Source organism: Kitasatospora sp. NPDC036934 (assembly GCF_055608425.1).
The window spans coordinates 46970-72051 of the sequence record NZ_JBVJQR010000010.1 but is presented as its reverse complement, the minus strand read 5'-3'; the positions used below and the strand labels follow the sequence as shown (position 1 = coordinate 72051).

Annotated in this window: 22 protein-coding genes; 12 read left to right on the top strand and 10 right to left on the bottom strand. The window is 71.0% G+C overall.

Going from position 1 to position 25082, the window contains the following annotated elements; translation table 11 throughout:
• Positions 1-12 precede the first annotated feature (12 nt).
• From ACZ7BZ_RS17140 to ACZ7BZ_RS17125, 4 genes are all read left to right on the top strand, one after another.
• Positions 13-396: a nuclear transport factor 2 family protein gene (locus ACZ7BZ_RS17140; protein ID WP_470359028.1), complete on the top strand. Its 384-nt coding sequence runs from the start codon at positions 13-15 to the stop codon at positions 394-396.
• Positions 397-405: 9 nt separating this feature from the next.
• The gene (locus tag ACZ7BZ_RS17135) at positions 406-882 is read left to right on the top strand and encodes a GNAT family N-acetyltransferase (protein WP_380462623.1); all 477 of its coding nucleotides are present in this window, start codon (positions 406-408) and stop codon (positions 880-882) included.
• A 137-nt stretch (positions 883-1019) separates the two neighbouring features.
• Positions 1020-1430 (top strand): ATP-binding protein, encoded by a 411-nt coding sequence (locus ACZ7BZ_RS17130; RefSeq protein ID WP_380462621.1) that lies wholly within the window; start codon positions 1020-1022, stop codon positions 1428-1430.
• 154 nt (positions 1431-1584) lie between these two features.
• Entirely contained in the window at positions 1585-2580 is a 996-nt protein-coding gene (locus tag ACZ7BZ_RS17125; protein ID WP_465740710.1) for an RNA polymerase sigma factor SigF, read from the top strand.
• 78 nt (positions 2581-2658) lie between these two features.
• Here ACZ7BZ_RS17125 and ACZ7BZ_RS17120 read toward each other — a convergent pair whose 3' ends face one another.
• Positions 2659-3075 (bottom strand): hypothetical protein, encoded by a 417-nt coding sequence (locus tag ACZ7BZ_RS17120; protein ID WP_470359027.1) that lies wholly within the window; start codon positions 3073-3075, stop codon positions 2659-2661.
• 50 nt (positions 3076-3125) lie between these two features.
• Between ACZ7BZ_RS17120 and ACZ7BZ_RS17115 the strand changes: the two genes are divergently transcribed.
• On the top strand, positions 3126-4097 hold the full coding sequence (locus ACZ7BZ_RS17115) for a diacylglycerol/lipid kinase family protein (RefSeq protein WP_465740712.1): 972 nt from the start codon (positions 3126-3128) through the stop codon (positions 4095-4097).
• Between the two features lie 369 nt (positions 4098-4466).
• Positions 4467-4718, top strand: a complete 252-nt coding sequence (locus ACZ7BZ_RS17110) for a WhiB family transcriptional regulator (protein ID WP_014138019.1) — start codon at positions 4467-4469, stop codon at positions 4716-4718.
• A gap of 515 nt (positions 4719-5233) precedes the next feature.
• Here the strand turns inward: ACZ7BZ_RS17110 and ACZ7BZ_RS17105 are convergent.
• The 7 genes from ACZ7BZ_RS17105 to ACZ7BZ_RS17075 all read right to left on the bottom strand — a co-directional run bounded on the left by ACZ7BZ_RS17105 (position 5234) and on the right by ACZ7BZ_RS17075 (position 15169).
• Positions 5234-6754, bottom strand: a complete 1521-nt coding sequence (locus tag ACZ7BZ_RS17105) for a sensor histidine kinase (RefSeq protein ID WP_380459147.1) — start codon at positions 6752-6754, stop codon at positions 5234-5236.
• Between the two features lie 579 nt (positions 6755-7333).
• Entirely contained in the window at positions 7334-8419 is a 1086-nt protein-coding gene (locus ACZ7BZ_RS17100; protein WP_470359026.1) for an SIS domain-containing protein, read from the bottom strand.
• A 226-nt stretch (positions 8420-8645) separates the two neighbouring features.
• Complete coding sequence (locus tag ACZ7BZ_RS17095; protein ID WP_470359025.1) at positions 8646-9959, bottom strand: extracellular solute-binding protein; 1314 nt, start codon at positions 9957-9959, stop codon at positions 8646-8648.
• A gap of 420 nt (positions 9960-10379) precedes the next feature.
• A complete protein-coding gene (locus tag ACZ7BZ_RS17090) occupies positions 10380-11933 on the bottom strand; it encodes a glycoside hydrolase family 3 protein (protein ID WP_470359024.1) in 1554 nt (517 codons plus the stop codon).
• A 6-nt stretch (positions 11934-11939) separates the two neighbouring features.
• Positions 11940-12767: a carbohydrate ABC transporter permease gene (locus ACZ7BZ_RS17085; protein WP_380459136.1), complete on the bottom strand. Its 828-nt coding sequence runs from the start codon at positions 12765-12767 to the stop codon at positions 11940-11942.
• Positions 12764-13792, bottom strand: a complete 1029-nt coding sequence (locus ACZ7BZ_RS17080) for a carbohydrate ABC transporter permease (protein ID WP_470359023.1) — start codon at positions 13790-13792, stop codon at positions 12764-12766. Before ACZ7BZ_RS17080 ends, ACZ7BZ_RS17085 begins: the two co-directional genes overlap by 4 nt.
• 90 nt (positions 13793-13882) lie before the next feature.
• Positions 13883-15169 carry an extracellular solute-binding protein gene (locus tag ACZ7BZ_RS17075; RefSeq protein WP_470359022.1) on the bottom strand — a complete coding sequence of 429 codons (1287 nt, stop codon included), beginning with the start codon at positions 15167-15169 and terminating at the stop codon, positions 13883-13885.
• Positions 15170-15507: 338 nt separating this feature from the next.
• On the opposite strand from ACZ7BZ_RS17075, the gene ACZ7BZ_RS17070 reads away from it, so the two are divergent.
• From ACZ7BZ_RS17070 to ACZ7BZ_RS17055, 4 genes are all read left to right on the top strand, one after another.
• A complete protein-coding gene (locus ACZ7BZ_RS17070; RefSeq protein ID WP_380459128.1) occupies positions 15508-16299 on the top strand; it encodes a GntR family transcriptional regulator in 792 nt (263 codons plus the stop codon).
• 341 nt (positions 16300-16640) lie between these two features.
• Positions 16641-16937 (top strand): DUF3311 domain-containing protein, encoded by a 297-nt coding sequence (locus ACZ7BZ_RS17065; protein ID WP_465740719.1) that lies wholly within the window; start codon positions 16641-16643, stop codon positions 16935-16937.
• Positions 16934-18544 (top strand): monocarboxylate uptake permease MctP, encoded by a 1611-nt coding sequence (gene mctP / locus ACZ7BZ_RS17060; RefSeq protein WP_465740720.1) that lies wholly within the window; start codon positions 16934-16936, stop codon positions 18542-18544. The genes ACZ7BZ_RS17065 and mctP overlap by 4 nt, the downstream gene beginning before the upstream one ends.
• A 200-nt stretch (positions 18545-18744) precedes the next feature.
• A complete protein-coding gene (locus ACZ7BZ_RS17055) occupies positions 18745-19581 on the top strand; it encodes a histidine phosphatase family protein (RefSeq protein ID WP_380459120.1) in 837 nt (278 codons plus the stop codon).
• A 100-nt stretch (positions 19582-19681) separates the two neighbouring features.
• On the opposite strand, the gene ACZ7BZ_RS17050 is transcribed toward ACZ7BZ_RS17055, so the two are convergent.
• The gene (locus ACZ7BZ_RS17050) at positions 19682-20644 is read right to left on the bottom strand and encodes a helix-turn-helix domain-containing protein (protein WP_470359021.1); all 963 of its coding nucleotides are present in this window, start codon (positions 20642-20644) and stop codon (positions 19682-19684) included.
• A 400-nt stretch (positions 20645-21044) separates the two neighbouring features.
• Between ACZ7BZ_RS17050 and ACZ7BZ_RS17045 the strand changes: the two genes are divergently transcribed.
• Positions 21045-21539: a GNAT family N-acetyltransferase gene (locus tag ACZ7BZ_RS17045; protein WP_470359020.1), complete on the top strand. Its 495-nt coding sequence runs from the start codon at positions 21045-21047 to the stop codon at positions 21537-21539.
• A gap of 193 nt (positions 21540-21732) precedes the next feature.
• The gene (locus ACZ7BZ_RS17040; RefSeq protein ID WP_470359019.1) at positions 21733-23859 is read left to right on the top strand and encodes a DUF459 domain-containing protein; all 2127 of its coding nucleotides are present in this window, start codon (positions 21733-21735) and stop codon (positions 23857-23859) included.
• Positions 23860-23877: 18 nt separating this feature from the next.
• Here the strand turns inward: ACZ7BZ_RS17040 and ACZ7BZ_RS17035 are convergent, their stop codons facing one another.
• A complete protein-coding gene (locus ACZ7BZ_RS17035) occupies positions 23878-25071 on the bottom strand; it encodes a glycoside hydrolase family 113 (protein ID WP_470359018.1) in 1194 nt (397 codons plus the stop codon).
• Positions 25072-25082 lie beyond the last annotated feature (11 nt).

Sequence of the window (25082 nt, the reverse complement as noted above, 5' to 3'; positions counted from 1 at the left end):
GGAGCGAGGACCATGACCGCCATGGCGGCCCCCACCGCCTTCGACGCCCGCGCGCTGCGCGAGGGCATCGAACGCCGTGACGCCGAGACCCTGCTGGCGCTCTACGCCGAGGACGCCGAGCTGCGCGTGGTCGACCGCACGACCCAGCCCAGCCACCCCCTGGTGATGCACGGGCGGGACGAGATCGGCGCGATGCTCAGCGACGTCTACGGCCGCGAGATGACCCACAAGCTGGAACAGGTGGTCGTCCAGGGCGACCAGGTCGCGTTCCTGGAGTCCTGCCGCTACCCCGACGGTGTGCGGGTGCTGATGGCCTCGATGGCCGGTCTGCGGGACGGCCGGATCGTCGACCAGACCTCCGTCCAGGCCTGGGACGAGACGGGGCCCGAGCAGTAGGCTCGCGGCATGATCCGCACCGCCGTCGTCACCGACGTTCCCGTCATCCTGGCCATGATCCGCGAACTGGCGGAGTACGAGAAGGCCCCGCAGGAGGCGGTGGCCACCGAGGAGCAGCTGCGCGAGGCGCTGTTCGGCACCGACCCGGCGCTGTTCGGCCTGATCGCGGAGGACGAGACCACCGGCGAGCCGGTCGGCTTCGCGGTCTGGTTCCTCAACTTCTCGACCTGGCGCGGCACCCACGGGATCTACCTGGAGGACCTGTACGTGCGCCCGGCGGCCCGCGGCGGCGGCCACGGCAAGGCGCTGCTGCTGGAGCTGGCCCGGATCGCCGTGGAGCGCGGCTACGCGCGGGTGGAGTGGTCGGTGCTCGACTGGAACCAGCCCTCGATCGACTTCTACAAGTCGCTGGGCGCGGTGCCGATGGACGGCTGGACGGTCCACCGGCTCACCGGCGAGGCACTGCTGGCCGCCGGAAGCCGTTGAACGGACGCACGGAGTACGGGCAAAGCCCCTGCCACCCTGCGTCGCAATGCCTTACCATGAGTAACTCCCGCACCGGGTGCGGAGGACGCCCCCTCGGGGGTACCGAGCAAGTACAGTGCGTCACCCAGGAGGCAAGGGTGTCCCAGATCGACAGCGATCTCGGCGTTCAGGACTTCGTGGAGGTCCGGCTGCCCGCGGCGGGGGCCTACCTCTCCGTGCTGCGAACAGCGACGGCCGGGCTCGCCGCCCGGCTGGACTTCACCCTCGACGAGATCGAGGACCTGCGGATCGCGGTCGACGAGGCCTGCGCCATCCTGCTCCAGCAGGCGGTGCCGGGCTCCGTCCTGTCCTGTGAGTTCCGCCTGGTCGGCGACTCGTTGAAGGTGACCGTCACCGCTCCCACCACGGACGGCAAGGCCCCCGAACGGGACACCTTCGCCTGGACGGTGCTCTCCGCGCTGGCCGGCGAGGTGGACTCCTCGGTCGCCGAGGACAACACCGTGACGATCAGCCTGCACAAGAAGCGCGGCGGCTCCGCCGCCCTTTGACCGGGCACCGAGCAGCACCCTGCAAGGGCCGTCCGCCGTTCCCCACCCGGGGCCCGACGGACGGCTCCCGGTACCGCCCCCCACGCGGTACGACCAACGAGACGATGCCGGGGCCGCGGCCCCGGTGCTCCCGGAACGGAACGGGGGAATGGCCGTGAGTGATCTGGACCGTACCGGCCTCGCGACGGCGGGACCTGCCGTACCGACCCAGGCGAGCGTTTCCGGCCTCGCCGCCAACGACGAAGCGCACCCGAAGGACGCCCACCGGATGAGCCACCCGACCGAGCCGACGTCCGAGCCGACGCCCGCCTCCCCTCCTGCGCCGGAGCCGGCGGAGGAGGAGGCCGCGGAGCTGCACGGCGCCGTGCCCGCCCAGGGCTCGCACCGGTCCGGCGCGCCGGACCGGGAGGCTGCCCGAGCGCTGTTCGTCCGGCTGTCCGCGCTGCCCGAGGGCTCCCCGGAGCGCGTCGAGCTGCGCAACCAGCTGGTGCGGATGCACATCCCGCTGGTCGAGCACCTCGCCAGGCGGTTCCGCAACCGGGGCGAGCCGCTGGACGACCTGACCCAGGTCGCCACCATCGGACTGATCAAGTCGGTGGACCGCTTCGACCACGAGCGCGGGGTCGAGTTCTCCACCTACGCGACGCCGACCATCGTCGGCGAGATCAAGCGGCACTTCCGCGACAAGGGCTGGGCGGTGCGCGTCCCGCGCCGCCTGCAGGAGCTGCGGCTGTCGCTCACCACGGCGACCAGCGAGCTCTCCCAGCGGCACGGCCGCTCCCCCACGGTGCACGAGCTGGCCGAGCACCTGGGGATCTCCGAGGAGGACGTCCTGGAGGGCCTGGAGTCCGCCAACGCGTACTCCACGCTGTCCCTGGACGTACCGGACAGCGACGACGAGTCGCCGGCCGTCGCGGACACCCTGGGCGCCACCGACGAGGCCCTGGAGGGCGTCGAGTACCGCGAGTCGCTCAAGCCGCTGCTGGCCCAACTGCCGCCCCGGGAGCAGAAGATCCTGGTGCTGCGGTTCTTCCGGAACATGACCCAGTCGCAGATCGCCGCCGAGGTGGGGATCTCCCAGATGCACGTGTCCCGGCTGCTGGCCCGCACTCTGGCCCAGCTGCGGGAGAAGCTCCTCGTGGAGGAGTAGCAGGAGCGAGAGGGACGGCCGCCGCAGCTCGGAGCTGCGGCGGCCGTCCCTCTTGTCCGGGGCGGTTCTGCGGGGCGCTCAGCCCTCCTGCGGGGCGTACAGGGCCGCCGTCGTCCTCGGGTTCAGCAGCGAGCCGATGCCCACCAGGCCGAGCAGGCCGACCAGCACGCCGACGGCGACCATCGCGCCGCCGCTCTGGATCATGTAGTAAGCGACCGGCAGGCAGATCGAGTTGGTCAGCACGGCCGGGCTGCGGCCCCAGCGGCGCTCCTTGAGCAGCGCGTGGGCGGCCAGTATCGGCAGCACCCCGAGCAGCACGATGACCAGGCCGCCGAACTCGTTCAGGGCCAGCTGCTTGGCCTGGCCGGACAGCGCGGACACCATGTCCGAGACGCCGACGACGGCCAGCGCGGCGCCCTCCAGAGCGGTGATGGCGGCGCCCAGGGTGAGCGGGACCGGGCGGGCGGGTGCGGGGGCGGAGGTTTCTGCGGTCACTCCAGCAGGGTAGCCGCCGGTCGGTCCGTACCGCCCCGTAGGCTTTCCCCATGCGCGCTCTCCTGGTCGTGAACCACAAGGCCACCACCACCAGTGGCCGGACCAGGGACGTACTGATCCACGCCCTGCGCAGCGACCTCAAGCTGGACGTCGCCGAGACGCAGTACCGGGGCCACGCGCGCGACCTGGCCCGGGACGCGGCGCAGGACGGCACGGTCGACCTGGTGGTGGCGCTCGGCGGGGACGGCACCGTCAACGAGGTGGTGAACGGGCTGCTGACGCAGGGCCCGGGCGAGAAGGTCCCGCGACTGGCCGTGGTGCCGGGCGGTTCGACCAATGTCTTCGCCCGCGCGCTGGGCCTGCCGAACGACCCGGTGGAGGCCACCGGCGCCCTGCTGAACGCGCTGGAACAGGGGCGCGAGCGGCCGATCGGGCTGGGCAAGGCGATGACCGACGGGCTGCCGGACCGCTGGTTCACCTTCACCGCCGGCCTCGGCTTCGACGCCGGGGTGGTCGGCCGGGTCGAGGAGCAGCGACGGGCCGGGCGCAGGTCCACCCACGCCCTGTACGTCGGGCAGGCCGTCCGGCACTACCTCACCCAGCGTGAGCAACGCCGATCGGGCCCGGTGGCCCTGGAGATTCCGGGCCACGAGGCCGTTCCGGGCCTGGCGTTGACGATAGTCAGCAACACCTCGCCGTGGACGTTCCTCGGCAACCGTCCGGTCTACCCCTCACCGCTCGCCTCCTTCGACACGGATCTGGACGTCTTCGGGATCACCCGTATGACGGCGTTCGGTACCGCTCGAACGATCCGTCAGATCCTGCGGTCGTACGCGCCTTCGAGCGACGGCGCCCCGCCGGCCGGGCCGTCCGGGAAGCACGTCGTCTCCTATCACGACGTCAGACACTTCACCTTGGTTTCCCAGGAACCCGCCCCGTTCCAGGTGGACGGGGACCATCTTGGAGACCGGAGTCGCGTCAGTTTCACAGGCGTTCGGCGGGCACTGCGTGTGATTGTGTGACCGGAAGTGGGCTTCGCCCTTCTTCTCGAACGCACAAGCCCCCTTCACTCCATAGAAGTACTGGCTGTGAGCTAGGCGACACCGAAGAATCAAAAATTCCTCCCCGAAGGGGGTTGTATCCGAGCCCGAGGTTTGCGAACCTCTACATGGCGATCGGGACACATCGCAGCGACGGCGACTCCGGAACCACAGGAGCACCGACCGCGGGGTGTCCCTCGAATCGCCGAATCCCCCCCAGCACAGACCACCCGGGCCCGGTAGGCCTTTGGTCTCTTTTGTTGTTGTGGGATTCGTGAAAGCGTTCACATTCACAAGCCATTCGATTATGCCGATCGGGCCACCCCCCGCGGCAGGAGGAGTTGGACGACCATGGACTGGCGCCACCGCGCTGTCTGCCGCGAAGAGGACCCCGAGCTGTTCTTCCCGATCGGGAACACCGGTCCTGCTCTGCTGCAGATCGAGGAAGCCAAGGCCGTGTGCCGCCGCTGTCCGGTGATGGAGCAGTGCCTCCAGTGGGCTCTCGAAACCGGCCAGGACGCCGGCGTCTGGGGCGGCATGAGCGAGGACGAGCGTCGCGCGATGAAGCGCCGTGCCGCCCGCAACCGCGCCCGCACCGCCTGATCAGCAGCATCCGGTCACACGCCGTAGTACCAGCAGTAACCGCAGGACCGCTCCACAACCGATCAACACATGATCAAAGGCTTCCCTGCACCTCCTGGTGAAGCCTTCCGCACCAAGGGCCTTGCTCAGCGAGGTCCCGCGACACCGGACCGTCCAGCCACTTGATACTGTTCACTTAGAGCAATACTGTGGAGCTATGGCGCTCACCGTGTGCAACGCACATGCGAGGTGTCGCACCACCCAGAGCCCCCGTTCCGGCCGACTCCCCCCGACGGCCGGAACGGGTTGAGAGGCCCTGTCGACCCACCCCCCCCCCGGTCGACAGGGCCTCGTTTCTGTTTCCGCGCCCGGATGTTCCGCGCTCCGACGTTCTGCGCGCCGACGTTCTGCACCCCGGGACGTTCTGCACCCCGACGTTCCGCGCGCCGACGTTTCCGCACCCCGGCGCACGGGGCGTCCACCCGGCGCTTCCGCCAGACGCACGCCCCTCTCGCGCAACCCAGTGCGCCAAGAACTCAGCGGACCGGGATCTCCAGGATCACCTTGGTGCCGCCGTTCGGACCGGCCACCATGTCGAAGGTCCCGCCCAACTCGCCGGTGGCCAGCGTCCGGACGATCTGCAGCCCGAGGTTGCCGGCCGTCTTCGGGTCGAAGCCCTCCGGCATGCCCCGGCCGTCGTCCTGCACGGTGATCAGCAGGTACTCCTCCGGTCGGGCACCGCCGTTCCAGCTGTCCGACCAGCCCTTGCCGGTCGCCGGCGCCCGGCCGCGCAGCGCGCTCACCTCCAGGTTCCCGGAGGCCGTCGGGCCGAAGGCGTGTTCCAGGGCGTTCTGCAGCAGCTCGGTCAGCACCATCGACAGCGGGGTGGCCACCTCGGCGGAGAGGATGCCGAAGCTGCCGCTGCGGCGGGTCGCCACCCGGCCGTCCTGGGACAGCTCCATCACCATCGCCAGCACCCGGTCGGCGATCTCGTCGAAGGCCACCTGCTCGTCCAACGCCTGGGAGAGCGTCTCGTGCACGATCGCGATCGAGCCGACCCGGCGCACCGCCTCGTCCAGCGCGGCCCGGCCGGACTCGGACTCCATCCGGCGGGACTGCAGTCGCAGCAGGGCCGCGACGGTCTGCAGGTTGTTCTTCACCCGGTGGTGGATCTCCCGGATGGTGGCGTCCTTGGTCATCAGTTCGCGGTCGCGGCGGCGCAGCTCGGTGACGTCCCGGCAGAGCACCAGCGAACCGGTCAGCGTGCCCTTGGGCTTGAGCGGGATCGCCCGCAGGGTCACCACTCCCCCCTGGACCTCGACCTCGGTCTGGCGCGGCGCCCAGCCGCTGGCCAGCTTCACCAGCGCCTCGTGCACGGCCGCGCGGGAGGGCGGGACGAGCTCGGCGGTGGCCCGGCCCAGGTGGCTGCCGACCAGGTCGGTGGTGAGGCCGAGCCGGTGGTAGGCGGAGAGCGCGTTGGGGCTGGCGTAGGTGACGATGCCGTCCGCGTCCAGCCGGATCAGGCCGTCGCCGACCCGGGGCGCGGCGTCCATGTCGGCCTGCTCGACGCCGGGGTACGGGAAGCTGCCGGCCGCGATCATCTGGGCCAGGTCGGAGGCGCTCTGCAGGTAGGTGAGCTCCAGCCGGCTGGGGGTGCGCACGGTCAGCAGGTTGGTGTTGCGGGCGATCACCCCGAGCACCTTGCCCTCGCGCCGGACCGGGATCGACTCGACCCGGACCGGGACCTCCTCGCGCCACTCCGGGTCGCCCTCGCGCACGATCCGCCCCTCGTCGAAGGCGGCGTCCAGCAGCGGGCGGCGCCCGCGCGGGACGAGATGGCCGACCATGTCGTCCTGGTAGGAGGTGGGCCCGGTGTTGGGCCGCATCTGGGCCACCGAGACGTAACGGATGCCGTCCCAGGTGGGGATCCACAGCACCAGGTCGGCGAAGGAGAGGTCGGAGAGCAGCTGCCACTCCGAGACCAGCATGTGGAGCCATTCCACGTCGGCCCCGGTCAGGGTGGTGTGGCGGCGGACGAGTTCGTTCAACGAGGGCACATGGCGAGGGTAGCGCCGCCGGTCGGCGGCGGGCTCGGCGGACCGTGTGGTGGCGGTGGATGACTGTCCGGAGTTGTTTAGACCAATCTGCCGGGCGGCCTGGACAACCCAGATTGGTCTAGTCCACAATGGAAGGGCACCAAGGAGAGGCCCCCGCGCAACTGCCCTGACCGCGCGCGGCTTCTCCTCGGTCGGACGCCGCCGAACGAGGGCCCCGCACAGTTCTCGATCGACACCGGTGACCGACGACAGCTCCGGGCTGCGGTGCCGCATGGGTTGAGGGTCCCGTGTCGGCGCCGTGGCCCGTAGTGCTTTCCGGGCCGTGCCGCCTCCGGCCCTCCCCTCCCCCGAAGCCACGTTCCGCCGCTCAGCGGTCCGGCCCCCTGTCCACAGCCTGTGGACAGGGGGCCGGACCCGTTCCCGCCGAGCGGACGAGCACCCGCCCAGCGGGCGAGTCACCGCCCCGAGCCGAAGGGGCGCGCCGGTGCCGAAAGCGAGGAGCGACCAGCGAGGCACGAGCGCCGGAGCGACGACCGTCGGCACCGGGCCCGAGCGCCCCGGAGGCGAGCGGGCGAGTAATCAGCGCGTCTCAGTGACCTTGGCGAGGGCGCGCGGGGCGTCCGGGTCCTGGCCGCGGGCGATGGTGACCTCGTAGGCCAGCTGCTGCAGCGGCAGGATCTCCAGGATCGGCTGGACCTCCTCGGGCACCCCGGCGGGCAGCGCGAAGCCCGCCGAGGCGGCGTCCACCTGGGCCTGCTGGCCGATCACCACGAGGTCCGCGCCGCGGCCGCGCAGCCGGTCCAGCACCGGCTGGAGGGCCTCACCGCCCTTGCCGTCCGGGACGATCGCGATCACCGGCGATACGTTGTCCACCATGGCCAGCGGGCCGTGCAGCAGGTCGGCGCCGGAGAACGGGGTGGCCGGGATGTACGTGGTCTCCATCAGCTTGAGCGCCGCCTCGCGGGCGGTCGGGTAGCCGTAGCCGCGCGAGGTGATGACCAGCCGCTGGGCGAAGCGGTAGCGCTCGGCCAGCGCCCTCACCTCGGCCTGGCGGGACAGCACCCCGGCGGCCAGGGCCGGCAGCTCCTTGGCGGCCGAGCCTCCCCCACCCCCCGGTCGGGAGGTGCCCCCATCGCCGCGCAGGCCCTCGACCAGCAGGTAGAGGGCGAGCAGCTCGGCGGTGTAGGTCTTGGTGGCCGGCAGCGCCTTCTCCGGGCCGGCCAGCACGTCGATGTGGAACTCGGAGACCTCGGCGAGCGGGGAGTCGGGGTTGTTGGTGACGGCGAGGGTGATCGCCCCGGCCTCGCGGGCGGCCTTGGTGGAGGCGACCAGGTCCGGCGAGCCGCCGGACTGGCTGACCGTGATCACCAGGACGTCGGTGAGGTCCGGCTTGGCGCCGTAGGCGGTGGTGGTGGACATCGAGGTCAGGCCGGCCGGCTTGCCGAGCAGGATCTCGATCAGGTACTTGGCGTAGAGCGCCGCGTTGTCGGACGTGCCGCGTGCGGTCAACAGGACGAAGCGCGGGCTGCGGGCGGCGATCCCGGCCGCGATCTCGCGGATCTTCGGCGCCCCCTCGTCGAGGATGCGCTGGAGGACGGCCGGCTGCTCGGCCATCTCCGCCGCCATGATCCGGCCGGGGACGGAAACAGTCTGCGGGTCGGACATCTGGGTTGCCTCCGATGAGATGGGTCGACCCCGCCCGGGCGGGTTGCCCGACGGGGACCTCTACGGCGGCGAGTCCGCACACTCGCTGCGGTTCCTGCTGCGCAATCCTACGAGCGCGCCCCCGGCGCGGCACCCCCGGCCGGCTCCCGGCCCGCCCCGCCCGGAGACGGGCGGAAGCGGTGTGACGGGGGCGTGACGGAGGCGGTGCGGCGGGGCGGACCGGGCGTCAGGACGGGTTGTTGATCAGCTGGTCGATCGCGGCGTCGGCGTCCTTGGTGGCCTGGTCCACGGACTTGCCCTTGAGGATCGCGGTCAGCATGTCGGGGATGATCTTCTGCTTCTCCACCGCGCCCCAGCCGGGGGCCAGCGGGGTGAACCAGGCGTCCGGGACGGCGTTGGCCGCGGCGGCGGTGGTGGGCTTGTTCTTCAGCGGGTTCAGCTGGGTGAGGTTGTTCGGCAGGATGTCCTTGTCGGCCAGCGCCTGTTCGGACTTGGTGCTGGTGAACATCCGGATCCAGTCGGTGGCCGGCGCGACCTGCTGGGACTTGGCGGTGACGGCGAGGTCGGAACCGCCGATGAAGGTGGGCAGCGGCTTGCCGTCCGGGCCGGGCATGGTGGCGACCTTTACGGCGTCCTTGAGGGTCGGGTCGCCGGTGACCGGCGCGGTGACGCTGGCGGCCTCGTAGCCGTTGCCGTAGAAGGACGCGGCGTGCCCGCGCGCCATCGACTCGAACTGGTTCTGCTCGTTCTGCGTCAGGTCGCCCTTGTTGTACTTGCGGACCAGGTCGGCGAAGTGGCTGATGCCCTGCTGGGACTTGGCGTCGTGCAGGGTGCCGTGCCAGTTGCCGGAGCTGTCGAACTTGGCGATGCTGCCGCCGTACGCGGCCACGTAGCTCATCGCGGCGTACCAGTACGGGCCGGGCAGGTAGAGCGGCGAGAAGGTCCTGTCCGACTTGTTCTTGTCGGCGATCCTGTCCAGCGCGGTCAGCAGTTCGGTCTCGGTCCTGGGGAACTCCGCGCTGCCGGTGGCCTGTTGGAAGGAGGCGGAGTTGTAGACGGCGACCCGGGCGCCGGCGTAGTACGGCACGCACCACAGCTTGTCCTGGTACGTACAAGTGTTGGCGAGTGCCTTGATCCAGCTGTCGGAGTTGTCGAAGGTGGTGCGGTCCACCGGGGCGAGCGCGCCGGAGAGCACGTACTTCATGGTCTCGGTGTTGCCCAGCTCGACCACGTCGGGGGCGCTGCCGTCGGCGAGGGCCTTGTCGAGCTTGCCGACCTTGTCGGCCCATCCCTGGTACACCAGCTTGAGGCTGACGTTCGGGTACTTCGCCGCGAACTCGTCGTTGACCCGCTGGACGAGGTCCGGCCAGTTCTTCTGGGCGTCGTCCATCAGCCAGACGGTGACGGTGCCGCCGGCGCCCTTCGGGTCCGAGGAGGCGTTCTTGCCGTCACCCGAGGGTGAGCCGGACGAGGAACAGGCCGTCAGTCCGGCCGCCAGTGCGGTGATTCCGAGCGCCGAAACGAGCTGACGCTTCTTCACGCCATCCTCCGAGGGTTGTCCAAGAACGGTGGTGCCCGCCGACAGCGTGATTGGCGCCCGCGGCGGGAGAGTCCGAGCGGGGGCGGCGAAGAGCTTCGAAGGGGGCGCGATACCACATCCGGTGAGGTTCAATTTCGAACCGGATGCATGGACTCTGGCCTAGACCAACTGTGGTGTCAACGGCCAACAGGCCCTGTTGCCAAGGCCGTTGCAGAGCCGTTGTACCGCGTGGCGATCAGTCGCCGGGCCATCACCCTAAGTGGGACTTAAGGTGGATTTAAGGCCCCCTTGAGGGAGCACGGTCATCCGACGGAAGCCCGGGCCGGCACCCGGGAAACGGAACGGGCCCGCCATGCGACATGCGCATGACGGGCCCGTCGGCCGACGCCTCCCGGACCGGCCGGTGGCGTCTCTCCGCTCTCAGCTGACGGCTCCCGGCTGCCCGGTGAGCACCTCCACCGCCGCCAGCCCGCAGACCCGGGCGGCGCCGTGGGTGGCGACGTACAGCGCGCCGACCGGCTCGGACTGGGGGAGCCCCATCTCCACCACCGCGGCGTCCGGCCGGGCCGCCACCAGGCGGGCCAGCGCGGCGGCCATCCAGGCGTGCCGGTGGGCGTCCCGGACCACCAGCACCAGCCGGCGGCCCTCGGCGCCCGCCACCAGCTCGGTGACCAGGGCGTCCAGCAGCTCCGGCGCGGCCTCGGCGGCCGACACCTCACGGGTGCGGGTGCCCGGGAAGCGGTCGGCCAGCATGCCGGCCACTCCCCACGGGGTCACGCCGCCGACCGCGATGTTCGGCTCGTCCGAGAACGAGGCCACGTACGGGCGCTCGCTCACCGGCAGCACCTCGCGGCCCGGCGCCCGGACCACCTTCAGCGCCCGGCGCGCGGCCCGCAGGCCCACCGCGAGGTCCGGCTCGGCCTGCTCGCCCTGGGCCGCGATCCGGCCCCAACTGCCCAGCGCCCGCACCCGGTCGGCGGCGTCCGCCAGCCGCTCCTCGGTGAGCCGGCCGGAGCGCACGCCCGCCACGATGGCGTCGCGCAGCATCAGGACCGTCTCCTCGTCGGCCAGCCCGCCGCCGACGCAGATCGCGTCCGCGCCGGCCGCCAGCGCCAGCACGGTGCCCTCGCCCATGCCGAAGGTGTCGGCGATGGCGCCCATCTCGATCGCGTCGCTGACGATCAGGCCCTGGTAGCCGAGGCCGCCGTCGGCCGGGGCGGCACGCAGCAGGTCGCGCAGCACGGTGGGGCTCAGGGTGGCCGGCAGCTTCGGGTCCAGCGCCGGGACCATGATGTGGGCGGTCATCACGGCCTTGGTGCCGGCCGCGATCGCGGCCTGGAACGGCACCAGGTCGCGCGCGCGCAGCACGTCCAGGTCGACGTCGATGACCGGCATGCCGTGGTGCGAGTCCACCGCGGTGTCGCCGTGGCCGGGGAAGTGCTTGGAGCAGGCGGCCACGCCGGCCGACTGCAGGCCCTCCACCCAGGCGGCGGTGTGCCGGGCGCACAGCTCCGGGTCGGCGCCGAAGGAGCGGACGCCGATGACCGGGTTGCGCGGGTTGGAGTTGACGTCCGCGGTGGGCGCCCAGTTGTAGTTGACGCCGGCCGCGGCCAGCGCCCGGCCCAGCTCGCGGGCGACGTCCCGGGTCAGCGCCGGGTCGTCGATCGCGCCGAGGGCGAGGTTGCCCGGCCAGGAGGAGCCGGAGCCGGCCTCCAGCCGGGTGACGTCGCCGCTCTCCTCGTCGATCGCGATCAGGAGGTCCGGATTCTCCGCGCGCAGCGAGCCGGTGAGGGCGGAGAGCTGGTCGAGGTCGACCACGTTGCGGTCGAACAGCGCGACCGAGCCGAGGCCGGCGGCCAGGTGGCGGCGCAGCCAGGCGGGCGGCTCGGTGCCGACGAAGCCGGGCTGCAGGACGGTCAGGGCGTCCCGGTGGAGCTGGTCGCTGTCCGGGACGGTGGGAACGAGGATGCTCACGGTGGCTCAGCCCTTCACGGCGCCGTCGGTCAGACCGCCGACCGCCTTGCGCTGCAGGAAGACGAAAAGGATCAGCACGGGGACGGCGAACATCGTGGAGGCCGCCATGGTCGCGCCCCAGTCGTTGCCGAAGGCCGTCTTGAAGGAGGACAGCCACAGCGGGAGGGTCTTGCCCTCCTCCTTGTTGACGATCAGGACGAGCGGGAACTCGTTCCAGGCCGTGATGAAGCCGAACAGCGAGGTCGACATCAGGCCGGGCGCCAGCAGCGGGAAGATCACCTTCACGAAGGCCTGGGTGCGGGTGCAGCCGTCCACCATGGCCGACTCCTCCAGCTCCTTCGGCACCGCGGCGATGAAGCCGCGCAGCGTCCAGATGGTGAAGGGCAGGACCATCATCATGTAGAAGAACGTCAGCGGCAGCAGGCTGTTCAGCATGTCGTTGTCGCGCGAGATCATGTAGACCGCGATGGTCATGACCTCCCAGGGGGCCATCTGCGCCAGCATGATGACCAGCACGAAGGCCTTGCGGCCGCGGAACTTCATCCGGGCGATGGCGAAGGCCGCCAGGGTCGCGATCACCAGCGAGATCAGCACCGCGCCGACGGTGACGGTGACGCTGTTGGTGACGTACGTCCAGAAGTCCGGGGCGTTCACCGCGGTGGTGAAGTGGTCGAACGTCGCGTCGAAGGGGACGAAGACCGGCGTCTTGCTGATGATGTCGCGGTCCTGCTTGAACGCGGTCGCGATCATCCAGTAGACGGGGAAGATGAAGAAGACGATGAGGACGACCGCGATCACGTTCGGCCAGGTACGTCCGAAGAGAGAGCGCCTCACAGCTCGTCCTCCTGCTTGATCATGATGCGGAAGTAGTACGCCATCAGCACGCCCAGCATCAGGATGGTGAGCACCGCGATCGCGGCGCCGACGCCGTAGTGCTGACTGCCCGAGCCCTCCAGGAAGGCGTGCACGGGCAGGGTGCGGGTCAGCTTCTCGGGGCCGCCGCCGTTGATCGCGTAGACCTGGGTGAAGGACTTGAACACCCAGATGACCTCGAGGAAGGTCGTGGCCAGGAAGAACGGCTTCAGGTTGGGGAAGATCACCGAGCTGAAGATCTTCGAGGAGCCGGCGCCGTCCATCCGGGCGGCCTCGTAGAGCTCCTTGGGGATGGTGGTCAGGCCGGCGTACATGTTGAACGCCACGAACGGGATCGACATCCAGACGATCAGCAGGATGACGACGAAGAAGGTGGAGTACTCGTCGCTCATCCAGTTGTAGTCGGCCATCGAGTGCCAACCCAGCTTGTCCAGGAACCAGTTGACGACGCCCCACTGCTCGTCGAACAGCCAGGTGTAGACGGTGGTCGCGGCGACGACGGGCATCGCCCAGGCCATCAGCAGCGCGATCGACAGCGCCAGGCGCATCTTCTTGCCGAGGTTGTTGAGCAGCAGGCCGATCAGGGTGCCGCCGACCATGATCAGCACCACGTTGATCAGGGTGAAGGCGACGGTGCGACCGGTGACCGACCAGAACTCCGGGTCGGACAGCTGCTCCTTGTAGTTGTCGAACCCCGTCCACTCGGTCAGGTGCATCACCAGCTGGCGCCGGTTGAGGTTCTGGAACGACAGCAGGACGGTCTTCAGCAGCGGCCAGCCCAGCAGGACGATGGTCGCCACGATGGCCGGCAGCAGCAGCAGGTACGGGGCGAGGCGGGCACCCAGGCCGGGGCCGCCCGCGGATCTGGTGCGCTTCGGCACGGCGCCCTCGGCCCCGCCGCCGGCGGCACTGGTGTCAATCTCGGCCACAACAGCCTTCCCTGACTCCGGGGACTGTGTCTGCACCCGCTCCGAATGCACAGCCATCGTTCTCACTTCCTCACAACCCGGCCACGACGGACAGGCGCCGCTCACCGACCCCCCGCCGGGGGCCGGTGAGCGACGCCGCTCAATCCCTTAGTTCTTCTCGTTGAGCCGCTTGGCGATCTCTTCGTCGTACTTCTTCGCGGTGGCCGCGTAGTCGCCGCCCTGCAGGGCCGCGGTCAGGAAGTCCTTGATCGGGTTCGGCTTGTTCTCGACGCTGGCCCAGTTCGGGGTGTTCGGGGTGATCCCGCCGACCGCGGCGGCCGTCTGGGCGGCCTTCGCGAAGTCACCGGTGAGCTGGCTGTTCAGCGCGGCCTTGTTCGGGATGTTGCCGGCCGCGGCGACCAGGCCCTCGTTCTTGTCGTTGAGGGCGATCTTCAGGAAGTCCTTCGCCATGTCGGTGTTCTTGCTCTGCGCGGCGATCGCGAGGTTCGAGCCGCCGAGGAACACGCCGGAGGGCTTGTCGGCGGTCTTGCCCGGGATCGGGAAGAAGCCGATCTTGTCCTTCGAGAGGTCCTTCTCGTCCGGGAGCTCCCAGCCGAGGGCGATCATGGTGCCGACGTTGCCCTTGGCGAAGACGTCCTTCTGCTGCGGGGTGGCCTCGTCCTTGTCCTTCGGACCGGTGGCCGAGTAGCTCTGCAGCTTCTGGTAGGTCTGGAACGCGGCCTTCGCCTCGGGGGACTCCAGGCCGCCGACCCACTTGTCGCCGTCCTTCTTGGCGATCTTGCCGCCCTCGCCGGTGAGCAGACCGAAGTAGGTGTACCACTCCTGGCCCGGCAGGTAGATCGGGTCGGTGACGCCCTGGGTGGTCTTCAGCTTGTCCAGGTCGCCGTAGAACTCGTCCAGGGTCTTCGGCGTGTCGGTCAGGCCGGCGGCCTTCCAGAGGTCCTTGTTGTAGGCGACCACGCGGTTGGAGACCCACCACGGGGCGGCGTACTGCTTGCCGTCCAGGATCGCGGCCTCGTTCTGGTTGGCGGCCCAGCCGTCGCCGCCCAGCGCGGACTTGTCCTTGGTGATGTCCAGCAGGCCGCCGGTGGAGGCGTAGCCGGCGGTCTGGGTGTTGCCGATCTCCAGGACGTCGACCGAGCCCTCGGACAGCGCGGCGGTGACCTTCGGGCCGATGTCGGTCCACTCCTGGGTCTGGAAGTCGACCTTGGAGCCCGGGTAGGTGGTCTCGAACTCGGTCTTGACCGCGTCGGTCCAGCCCTTGGGGGCCGAGCCGGTCATCGTCCAGACCTTGAGCGTCTTGCCCTTGTACTTGTCGGCCGCGTTGGAGGACGACGACGAGCCGCCGTCGCTCTTCTTGCCGTCCGAGCCACAAGCCGCGAGACCGACGACCATTGCTGCGACGCCGACCGCCGCGATGAGCTGACGCTTCACGCCATCCTCCTGAGGGATGCCTGGGTTACCCCCGTCGGGCGGCAGCGGCAGACCCGCGCAAAGCGGGAGGAAAAGGTGCCGCGGACCCCTTCGAACGGGTGGGGGGATTCATCGTTACCGGCCTAGTGGTGTAGACCAGATGCCTGGAGCTTGGCCTAGACCAATGGGCCTGTCAACGGCTGTTCGACCGATCTCGACCACCCGTTATCAAGCCGACACCGCACATCGTTCATCGCGTGATGAGGTATTCGTTCCGTAGCCATACATGCAACGATGTGGTCCGTTAACGATGTGGCGGGGCGGTAGAAGGCCCCGCGAGAAGCGGGAGAACAGGTCCGATGAGCAGCGACGGGGGATCCACCGCCCAGGCCGACGACCCCGAGGTGAAGAACCTCCCGACGCAGGCCGGCACCGACCCGACCGCGCGCGTCCCCAAGTACTACGGCCTCAAGCGCCACCTCCTCCAGCTCACCGAGACCCAGCCCGCGGGCACCCCGGTCCCGCCCGAGCGCGCGCTGGCCGCCCAGTTCGACACCTCGCGCACCACCGTCCGCCAGGCCCTGCAGGAACTGGTCGTCGAGGGCCGACTGGAGCGCATCCAGGGCAAGGGCACCTTCGTGGCCAAGCCCAAGGTCGCCCAGGCCCTGCAACTCACCTCCTACACGGAGGACATGCGCGCCCAGGGCCTGGAGCCCACCTCCCGGCTGATCGAGATCGGCTACATCACCGCCGACGACCGGCTCGCCCCGCTGCTGGACATCAAACCCGGCGGCCGGGTGCTGCGGATCGAACGGCTGCGGCTGGCCAACGGCGACCCGATGGCCATCGAGGTCGCCCACCTCTCCGCCAAGCGCTTCCCCGCGCTGCGGCGCAACCTCGCCAAGCACAACTCGCTGTACGCGGCGCTGCGCGAGGTCTACGGGGTCACCGTGGCCGAGGCCGAGGAGACCATCGAGACCACCCTCGCCAACCCGCGCGAGGCCGGGCTGCTCGGCTCCGACCTCGGCCTGCCGATGCTCCAGCTCTCCCGGCACTCCTTCGACGCGGACGGCGACCCGGTCGAGTGGGTGCGCTCCATCTACCGCGGCGACCGCTACAAGTTCATCACCCGGCTGAAGCGTCCGGAGTAACCGGAAGCGTCCGGAACCACCGGGCGCCCCCGCTCACCACGGGCACCGGCGCGCACGCCCCGCGCGCCGGTGCCCGTTCGCGTTCCCGCCTCCCCCGCACCCGCACCCGCACCCGCACCCGCACCCGCCACACGCCACACGCCACACGCCACACGCGGCCCTTCGTGTCCGGATGGCGGGAAGTTGCGTCAATCCCGGTGACATGGATCACGCGATGCCCTAGATTGCGCAGCCGTACTGACTGCCGATCACCGCTGGTGCTGCTCGGCGGGCTCACGGGGGGCAGGCGCTTCCTCCGGAGCTGCGGCGCCGACGGGGAACCCTCCGGAGCGGAGCCCACGATGTCGTCTGATCAAGCCCCCAGCGAAGCCGCCATGCCCGAGCCGGCCGGGAGTCCCGTCCCGGCCGTGACCCCCGAGCGGGTGCTGGCCGGGCTCGCCCTGCTCGTGCCGATCGTCGCGATGCTCTGGGTCTCCTCGTACGACAAGACCGACCCGGCGGCGTCCGGGATGCCCTTCTTCTACTGGTACCAGCTGCTCTGGGTGCCGGTGTCGGCCGTCTTCACGGTCGCCGCCTACCTGCTGATCAACCGGGACGAGAAGGCCCGCAAGGCGGCCCGGACGGGCGGTGCGCGATGAAGGACGTCAACGTGCCGGCCCTCGCGGTCTTCGTACTGTTCTTCCTGCTGGTCACCGTGATGGGCTTCCTCGCCTCCCGCTGGCGCCGCGCGGACGACGCGGCCCACCTGGACGAGTGGGGCCTGGGCGGGCGCAACTTCGGGACCTGGGTGACCTGGTTCCTGCTCGGTGGCGACCTCTACACCGCTTACACCTTCGTGGCCGTCCCGGCGGCGGTCTACGCGACCGGCGCGGCGGGCTTCTTCGCGGTGCCGTACACGATCATCGCCTACCCGCTGGTCTTCCTGTTCCTGCCCCGGCTCTGGTCGGTCTCCCGGGTGCACGGCTACGTGACCCCGGCCGACTTCGTCCGCGGCCGGTACGGCTCCCGGCCGCTGTCCCTGGTCATCGCACTGACCGGGATCCTGGCCACCATGCCGTACATCGCCCTCCAACTGGTCGGCATCCAGGCGGTGCTGGACGTGCTCGGCGTGGGCGGCGGGGAGAACGCCAACTGGTTCGTCAAGGACCTGCCGCTGTTCCTCGCCTTCGGCGTGCTGGCCGCCTACACCTACTCCTCCGGCCTGCGCGCCCCGGCGCTGATCGCCTTCGTCAAGGACGCCCTGGTCTACATCGTGATCATCGTCGCGGTGATCTACATCCCGATCCGGCTGGGCGGCTACGGGCACATCTTCGACGCGGCCGCCCAGCACTTCAAGCAGGCCAAGACCGGCGGACTGACCCTCCCGGACAACAAGCAGTGGACGTACGCCACGCTCGGCCTCGGCTCGGCGATGGCGCTGTTCATGTACCCCCACTCGGTGACCGGCGTGCTGGCCTCCAAGTCCCGCAACACCGTGCGCCGCAACATGGCGATCATGCCCGCCTACTCGCTGATGCTCGGCCTGCTGGCACTGCTCGGCTTCATGGCGATCGCGGCGGGCGTGGGCAGCGGCGTCAAGGGCTACAACTCCCAGCTGTCCGTGCCGCAGCTGTTCGCGAACATGTTCCCGGACTGGTTCACCGGCGTGGCCTTCGCGGCGATCGGGATCGGCGCCCTGGTGCCGGCCGCCATCATGTCCATCGCGGCGGCCAACCTGTTCACCCGCAACGTCTACAAGGAGTGGCTCAAGCCCGCCGCCACCCCCGCCGACGAGACCCGGATCGCCAAGCTGGTCTCGCTGCTGGTGAAGGTCGGCGCGCTGGTCTTCGTGCTCGGCATGGACAAGCAGGCCGCGATCAACCTCCAGCTGCTGGGCGGCCTGTGGATCCTGCAGACCTTCGTGGCGATCGTCGGCGGCCTGTTCACCCGCTGGTTCCACCACTGGGCGCTGTTCGCCGGCTGGGCGGCCGGCATGGTCTACGGCACCTGGAAGGCCTACGGGCTGGCCAGCCCGGCCACCAAGCACTTCGGTGGCAACGCGGCCGAGATCCCCGGCATCGGCGAGATCGGCTACATCGGCCTGACCGCCTTCGCGCTCAACCTGATCGTCGCGGTGGTGCTCACCCTGGTGCTGCGGGCGGTCAAGGCCCCCGACCTCCCGGACGAGACCAAGCCCTCCGACTACAGCGCCGAGGCCGGCGACGACGAGCTGAAGAACGCGCCGGAGCCCGTAGCGGCGCACTGATTGGCACTGCGCGCGCCCTGTGATCGCGCCGCCTTCTCCGTGAACACTGGAGGAGGCGGCGCGATCATATGTATGAACAGGCGTGCACGCCGGGCACCACCAGACCGGACCGGCATCCGGCCGGAACCCGATCGACCCGAACCTGATCGACCCGAACCTGATCGACTCGAACTTGATCGACCCACGGGGAGCTCGCGGCCATGGCAGAACTCGGCACCACCCTCAACGGCCAGCACCAGTCCACCCAGAGCCCGCACCAGCCCGTCCAGGGCGTGCACCAGTCCGGCCAGGGCGTGCACCACCACGTCCCCGCCCACCGCCCGGCGTCCGCCACCCGGCTGCCGTCCGTGCTGATCGCCACCCGGCACGGCGAGTCCACCGCCAACGTCGAGTTCCAGCTGGCCGAGGCCGCCGGCGCGCTCAGCGTCCCGATCAGCTGCCGCGACGCCGACATCCCGCTGTCGCTGCGCGGCCGGCAGCAGGCTCAGGCGCTCGGCCGCTGGTGGGCCGCCCTGCCCGCCGCCGACCGCCCGCGCAGCGTCTGGTGCTCGCCGTACGTGCGCACCGCCGAGACCGCCCGGATCGCGCTCGCCCAGGCCGCCGGGCTCGGCGCCGTACCCGTCACCCTCGCCGTCCGGTACGACGAACGGCTGCGCGACCGCGAACTCGGCGTCCTGGAGATGCTCCCCAAGGCCGCCATCGAGGCCAAGCACCCGGAGGAGGCGGCCCGGCGGCGCAAGATGGGCGAGCTGTACTACCGCCCGCCCGGCGGCGAGTCCTGGGCCGACGTCGCCCTGCGGGTGCGCAGCCTGCTGCGGGACGTCTGCGAGGAGGACGCCGGACGGCCCGTCCTGCTGGTCGCCCACGACTGCACGGTGCTGATGCTGCGCTACGCGCTGGACCGGCTCGACGAACAGCAGCTCACCGCGCTCGGGCCGGTGCACAACTGTTCCACCAGCCTGTGGCGGGCCAAGGACGGGCGGCTGCGGCCGGACGGGTGGAACGGGGTCGGGCACCTGGGCGTCGAAGGGGCCTAGCCAGGACGTGTCCGGCCGGTCCTGCCGGGCCGCCCGCCGTCCGGTCAGGCGGCCGTCCAGTCAGGCGGTCAGGCGGTCAGGCGGTCAGGCGGTCAGGCGATCAGGCGGTGGCGACCGCCGGGTCGGCGAAGCAGCGCCGGTAGGCCAGCGGCGTGGTGCCCAGCCGGCGGCCGAAGTGGTGCCGCAGCGCCGCCGCGTTGCCGAAGCCGCAGCGGGCGGCGATCGCGTCCACCGACTCGGTGGTGGACTCCAGCAGCCGCTGGGCCAGCAGCACCCGCTGCCCCACCAGCCAGCGGTGCGGGGTGGTGCCGGTCTCCTGCTGGAAGCGCCGGGCGAAGGTGCGCGGCGACATGTGCGCCCGGGCGGCCAGTTGCTCGACGGTCGCCTCCTGGTCCGGGTGGTGGCGCATCCAGTCCAGCAGCGGGGCCAGCGAGTCCCCGCCGCCCTCCAGCAGCGGACGGTTCACGAACTGCGCCTGCCCGCCCTCCCGGTGCGGCGCCACCACCATCCGGCGGGCGATCCCCCGGGCCACCTCGGCTCCTTGCAGCTTGCGCACCAGGTGCAGGCAGGCGTCGATGCCGGCCGCGGTGCCGGCCGAGGTGATCACCGGGTCGTCGTCCACGTACAGCACGTCCGGCTCCACCACCGTCCCCGGGAAGCGCCCGGCCAGCTCGTCGCTGTGCCGCCAGTGGGTGGTGGACCGGCGGCCGTCCAGCAGCCCGGCCGCGCCCAGCACGAAGGCTCCGCTGCAGATGGACAGCACCCGTCCGCCGTCCGCCACCACCCCGCGCAGCGCCGCCAGCAGCGGCTCCGGGTACCGCGCGCGGATCCCGGAGGCGGTGACCACCACGAGGTCCGCCCCGGCGAGGCGCTCCGGGCCGTACGGGACGTCCACCGAGAAGCCGGAGTGGGTCGCGTGCGGCCCGGGGTGGGCGCCGGCCAGCGCGAAGTCGTACCCGGGCAGCCCGTCGGCGGTGCGGTCCAGGCCGAAGACCTCGCAGGCCACCCCCAGCTCGAACGGATGGACCTCCTCCAGCACCACCGCGACCACGTTCTTCAGCATGCCGAACAGAATGCCCCGGCGGGCCGGGTGCCGGGAAGGGCCCGGCTGGCAGGATTTCGAGGCAACGCGGCGTTCCTGCCACTCGTGGGCACCGGCACCCCCCGGCCACAGTGGTGGCCATGGAACCCGGCACCCTCGCAAGCGCACTCGCCCTGGCCGGCACCGTCGGCGGCTTCGGCCTGCTCGGCGCCCTCATCGGCCGCGAGCTCTCCCACGGCCCCGCCGCCGGCCGCGACAACCACCACCGCGCCGGCGGCTACCCCGCCGACCCGCACCGCGCCGACCGGCTGTACGGCACCCTGCCGGCCGCCTCGCTGCGCCCCTCCGCCGACCCGGCCACCCTCCCGGTCCGCTCCACCCCCGAGATCACCACCCCGCACGGCTCCGGCACACTGACCCGATGGACTACCTCATCCGCCACGCCCTCCCCCGCGACCTCGAAGCCGCCGGCCGGATCACCGTCGACGCCTTCGTCGGCGACGGCTACACGCGGCCCACGAGCGGCTACGTCGAGCTGCTCCGCGACGCCGAGCGCCGCTCCCGGGAGGCCGAACTCCTGGTCGCCGTCGACCCGGCCGGCGAACAGGTCCTCGGCTGCGTGACCTTCGCCGTCGGCGGCACCGAGTGGGCCGACATCGCGACCCCGCGGGAGGGCGAGATCCGGATGCTCGCCACCGCCGCCGCCTCCCGCGGCCGCGGCGTCGGCGAGGCCCTGGTCCGTGCCTCCGTCGCCCGCACCCGCGAACTCGGCCTGGCCGGCATGGCGTTCTCCACCCGCCCCGAGATGACCGCCGCCCACCGCGTCTACGAACGGGTCGGCTTCCGCCGCACCCCCGAACGCGACTGGGCGCCCTACCCGGGGATGGACCTGATGGTCTACACCATGACGTTCTGACGCCCCGCTCCGGTTCACCGGCCCACCCCCTCACCGGTGACAGGGCAGACGATCAACAGGCGTCTTTTGATATAAACCACAGATCAAGACATGTCTTTGACACGTCGCGAGAGTCGATCGACGCAGGGGGACGCACCACATGGACGACGGGCCCGGCCTCAGCATGACCGGAAGCGGGCCGACGCTCCAGGACATGCGCGAAGCACGGGGCATCGAAGCCCCGGCCTCCAGCCGCTACGCGATCCCCGCGCCGGTCCCCGCGCCGCGCGGCCCGCTGCCGCCCTCGGTCCGCTTCAAGGCGGTCGACGGGCTGCGGGGCCTCGCCATCGCCTCCGTGCTGCTGTACCACACCGACTGGTTCCAGAACGGCCTGTTCGGCGTGGACGTCTTCTTCGTGCTCTCCGGCTTCCTGGTCAGCCTGGTGCTGATCCGCGAGCTGGACCGCACCGACGGCATCCGGCTCGGCGTCTTCTACCGCCGCCGGGCCAAGCGGCTGCTGCCCGGCCTGCTCGCCACCATCACCCTGGTCGTCGGGCTGTCCGCCCTGGTCAGCCCGCTACGGGACGTCAAGGACCTGCGCCCGCAGGCACTCGCCGCGCTCGCCCAGGTCGCCAACTGGGCCCAGTTGTCGCGCGGCGACGCCTACTGGCAGCACTTCGCGTCGATCGACCCGCTGGCCGCCATGTGGTCGCTCAGCATCACCGAGCAGTTCTACGTGGTCTGGCCGGTGCTGCTGCTCGTGGTCTTCGGCCTGTGCCGCCGCTCGCTGCGCGCGACCGGCATCGCCACCGCCGTCCTGTTCGCGGTCGCCGCGGCGGTCGCCCCGCTGATGTGGAACGGCGACAACAGCGACCGCCTCTACCTCGGCACCGAGACCCGCGCCGTCGGCTTCGCGGCCGGCGCCACCGCCGCCTTCGGGGTCTACCTGTGGCTGCGCCGCAGGGCCCGCGCCACCACCGGCGGCTCCCGTTCGGCCCGGCGCGGTGGCATCGCGCTGCCCACGCTGGTCGGCACCGCGGCCCTCGGCGGCCTGGTCTGGGCCAGCCTGTCCGTCGGCACCTACCACGAACCGTGGCTCTACCAGGGCGGACTGGCCCTGGTCGCGGCGCTCGCCGCCGTACTGACCGCCGCGCTCTGCCACGACCGCGGCCCCCTGGTGTGGCTGCTGTCGCTGCCCCCGTTGCGACTCACCGGCACCATCTCGTACAGCCTCTACCTGCTCCATCTGCCGGTGTACTGGCTGCTGCAGCACTACGTCGACGACATCTCGCCGCAGAAGCTGCTGCTGATCGGCGGACCGGTCTCCTGGGTGCTGGCCTGGCTGCTGCACACCGCCACCGAGAAGCTGCGGGTGCTGCGCTGGCGGGCCTTCCCAGCCGTCCCGCTGCTCGCCGTCACCACCGCGGTGGCCACCGCCGGGGCCTGGTACCTGCCCGCCTGGGTCGCCCACGACATGCGGTCCGGCCCGGACGGCAAGCCGATGGTCCTGGTCCTCGGCGACTCCTTCGCCCAGGACCTCGCCACCGGCCTCTACCGGCACGGCGACCGCTACCGGGTGGTCGACGGCGGCATCAGCGGCTGCGGGGTGTTCGATCCGGACAAGGTGCGCACCACCTCCCAGGTGGAGTTCGACACCGAGACGGACTGCCGGGACCGGGCCGCCGAGTGGGACCGGCAGCTCGCCTCCGCCGCCCCGAAGGCCGTCCTGGTCCACCTCGGCTGGGACGCCGCCGAGCAGCACCTGGACGGCACCTGGCTCAACCCCTGCGACGACGACTACCGCACCCGGTACCGCACCCAGCTCGCCCAGGCCATGGAGCAGATCCACCGGCGGGCGCCCGGCGCCCAGGTGCTGCTGATGAACGAGCGCGTCGAGAACGGCGCCATCAGCAAGGCCTGGGGCACCTGCTACGACCAGCAGGTCTCCGACTACGTGAAGTCCGCCGGCGGCACCGTCCGGCTGGTCGACCTGGACGGCTTCTACTGCCCGTACGACACCTGCGTGTGGAAGGACAAGGACGGCCACTGGGTCACCCCCGCCAACGACGGGGTGCACCTCACGCCGGCCGGCATGCGGTTCGTGACGCCGTGGCTTGAGAAGCAGATCGCGGACGCGCTGGCCGGGGTGCAGCCGGACCACTCGGCCGCCCCGGTTCCGACGGCGTCCCCGACGCCGACCCCGACGCCCACGGCCTCCCCCGCGGCCTCCCCCACGCCGACGCCGACCACCGGCAAGCCCACCACCCGGCCGACCACCGGCAAGCCGGCCCGCACCCCGACCACCAGGGCGACCACCGGCGAACCCCCGGCCCGGCAGTAACCGGCGGCCGAACCGGCCCTACGCGGGCGGGACTTCGTAGGTCTGCGAGAAGCAGTCGCGGATCGCCTTCTCCGAGCCCGCGCGCCCCGCGTAGTCCATCCGCGGGGTGTCCGGGGTGATCGGCAGGGTCGGGTCGATGCCGAAGTACAGCGACCAGAAGTACACCCCGCCCAGCTTGCGCTGCTGGGCCACCTGGCAGACCGCGGTGAACCAGCTGGCCTGGACGGCCTCGTTCACCTCGGTCTTCTTGTAGTACTCACCTGGTGTCTTGTACGCGCCCTTCTGCGCCGGAATGCCCACCTCGGTGAGCTTGGTGGCCGGCTGCGCGCCCTTGCCGCGCTTGTCGAGCCACGCGTTCCAACTGGCCTCCAGCTCGGCGATCGGGGCGTCGTCGTCGGCGTTCTTGGCCGGCGGGTAGGCGTCCACACCCGTGACGTCGGCGGGCACCGCGATCGGCGCCTGGGACCAGTTGTCGAAGTTCGCGTCGTACGCCAGCTCGCCGTGGAAGGTCTTCCGCGCCTGCTCGATCAGCCCCGGCCAGTGCGCGTCGCCCTCCAGCGAGTTGAACTCCGTGCCGATGGTGAACTCGGCCGCGTCGTGCTCCTGGGCGGCCTTCAGGTACGGCTCCAGGAAGGCGGCGTAGCTGGCGAACCAGGCATCCCGGTCGGTCGGGGCGATGTTGCCGCGCCACTTGAGGGTGTTGAGGTAGTCGAACACCTCCTCGTCCATGATCGGACGCACGGTGGTGCGCAGACCGGCCCGGTGCGCGGCGTCCAGCAGCATGGCGAGCCGCTCCGGGGTGGGCGAGGTCGGCCGGGCGGCGACGGCGTTCGACTTGGTACCGGTGGTGTAGTACGGGAAGGTCACCGACAGGGAGTTGGCGTTCAGGCCGACCACGTACTTGACGATGCGGTCGACCTTGCCCTGGACGAAGTTGTCCGGGTCCGCCGGGTCGTCCAGCCAGTACACCTGCACGCCCCACTCGGGACTCCCCTTGGTCCACGGGCGGGCCACCTTGGGGCCGGTGTCCGCGACCGGCGGCGCGTCCTTGCCGAAGCCCCAGACCCGGCCCTGCTCGGTAGGGGCGGCGAGGTGGACGGTGGTGGGCCTCTGGTGGTCGAACCGGATCGGGTGGTCTCCCCACACCATGGGGACGGCCACGGTGACGGCGACGACGACGGTCGGCAGGATGAAGATGGCGGGGCGCTTCAACGGTCGTGACT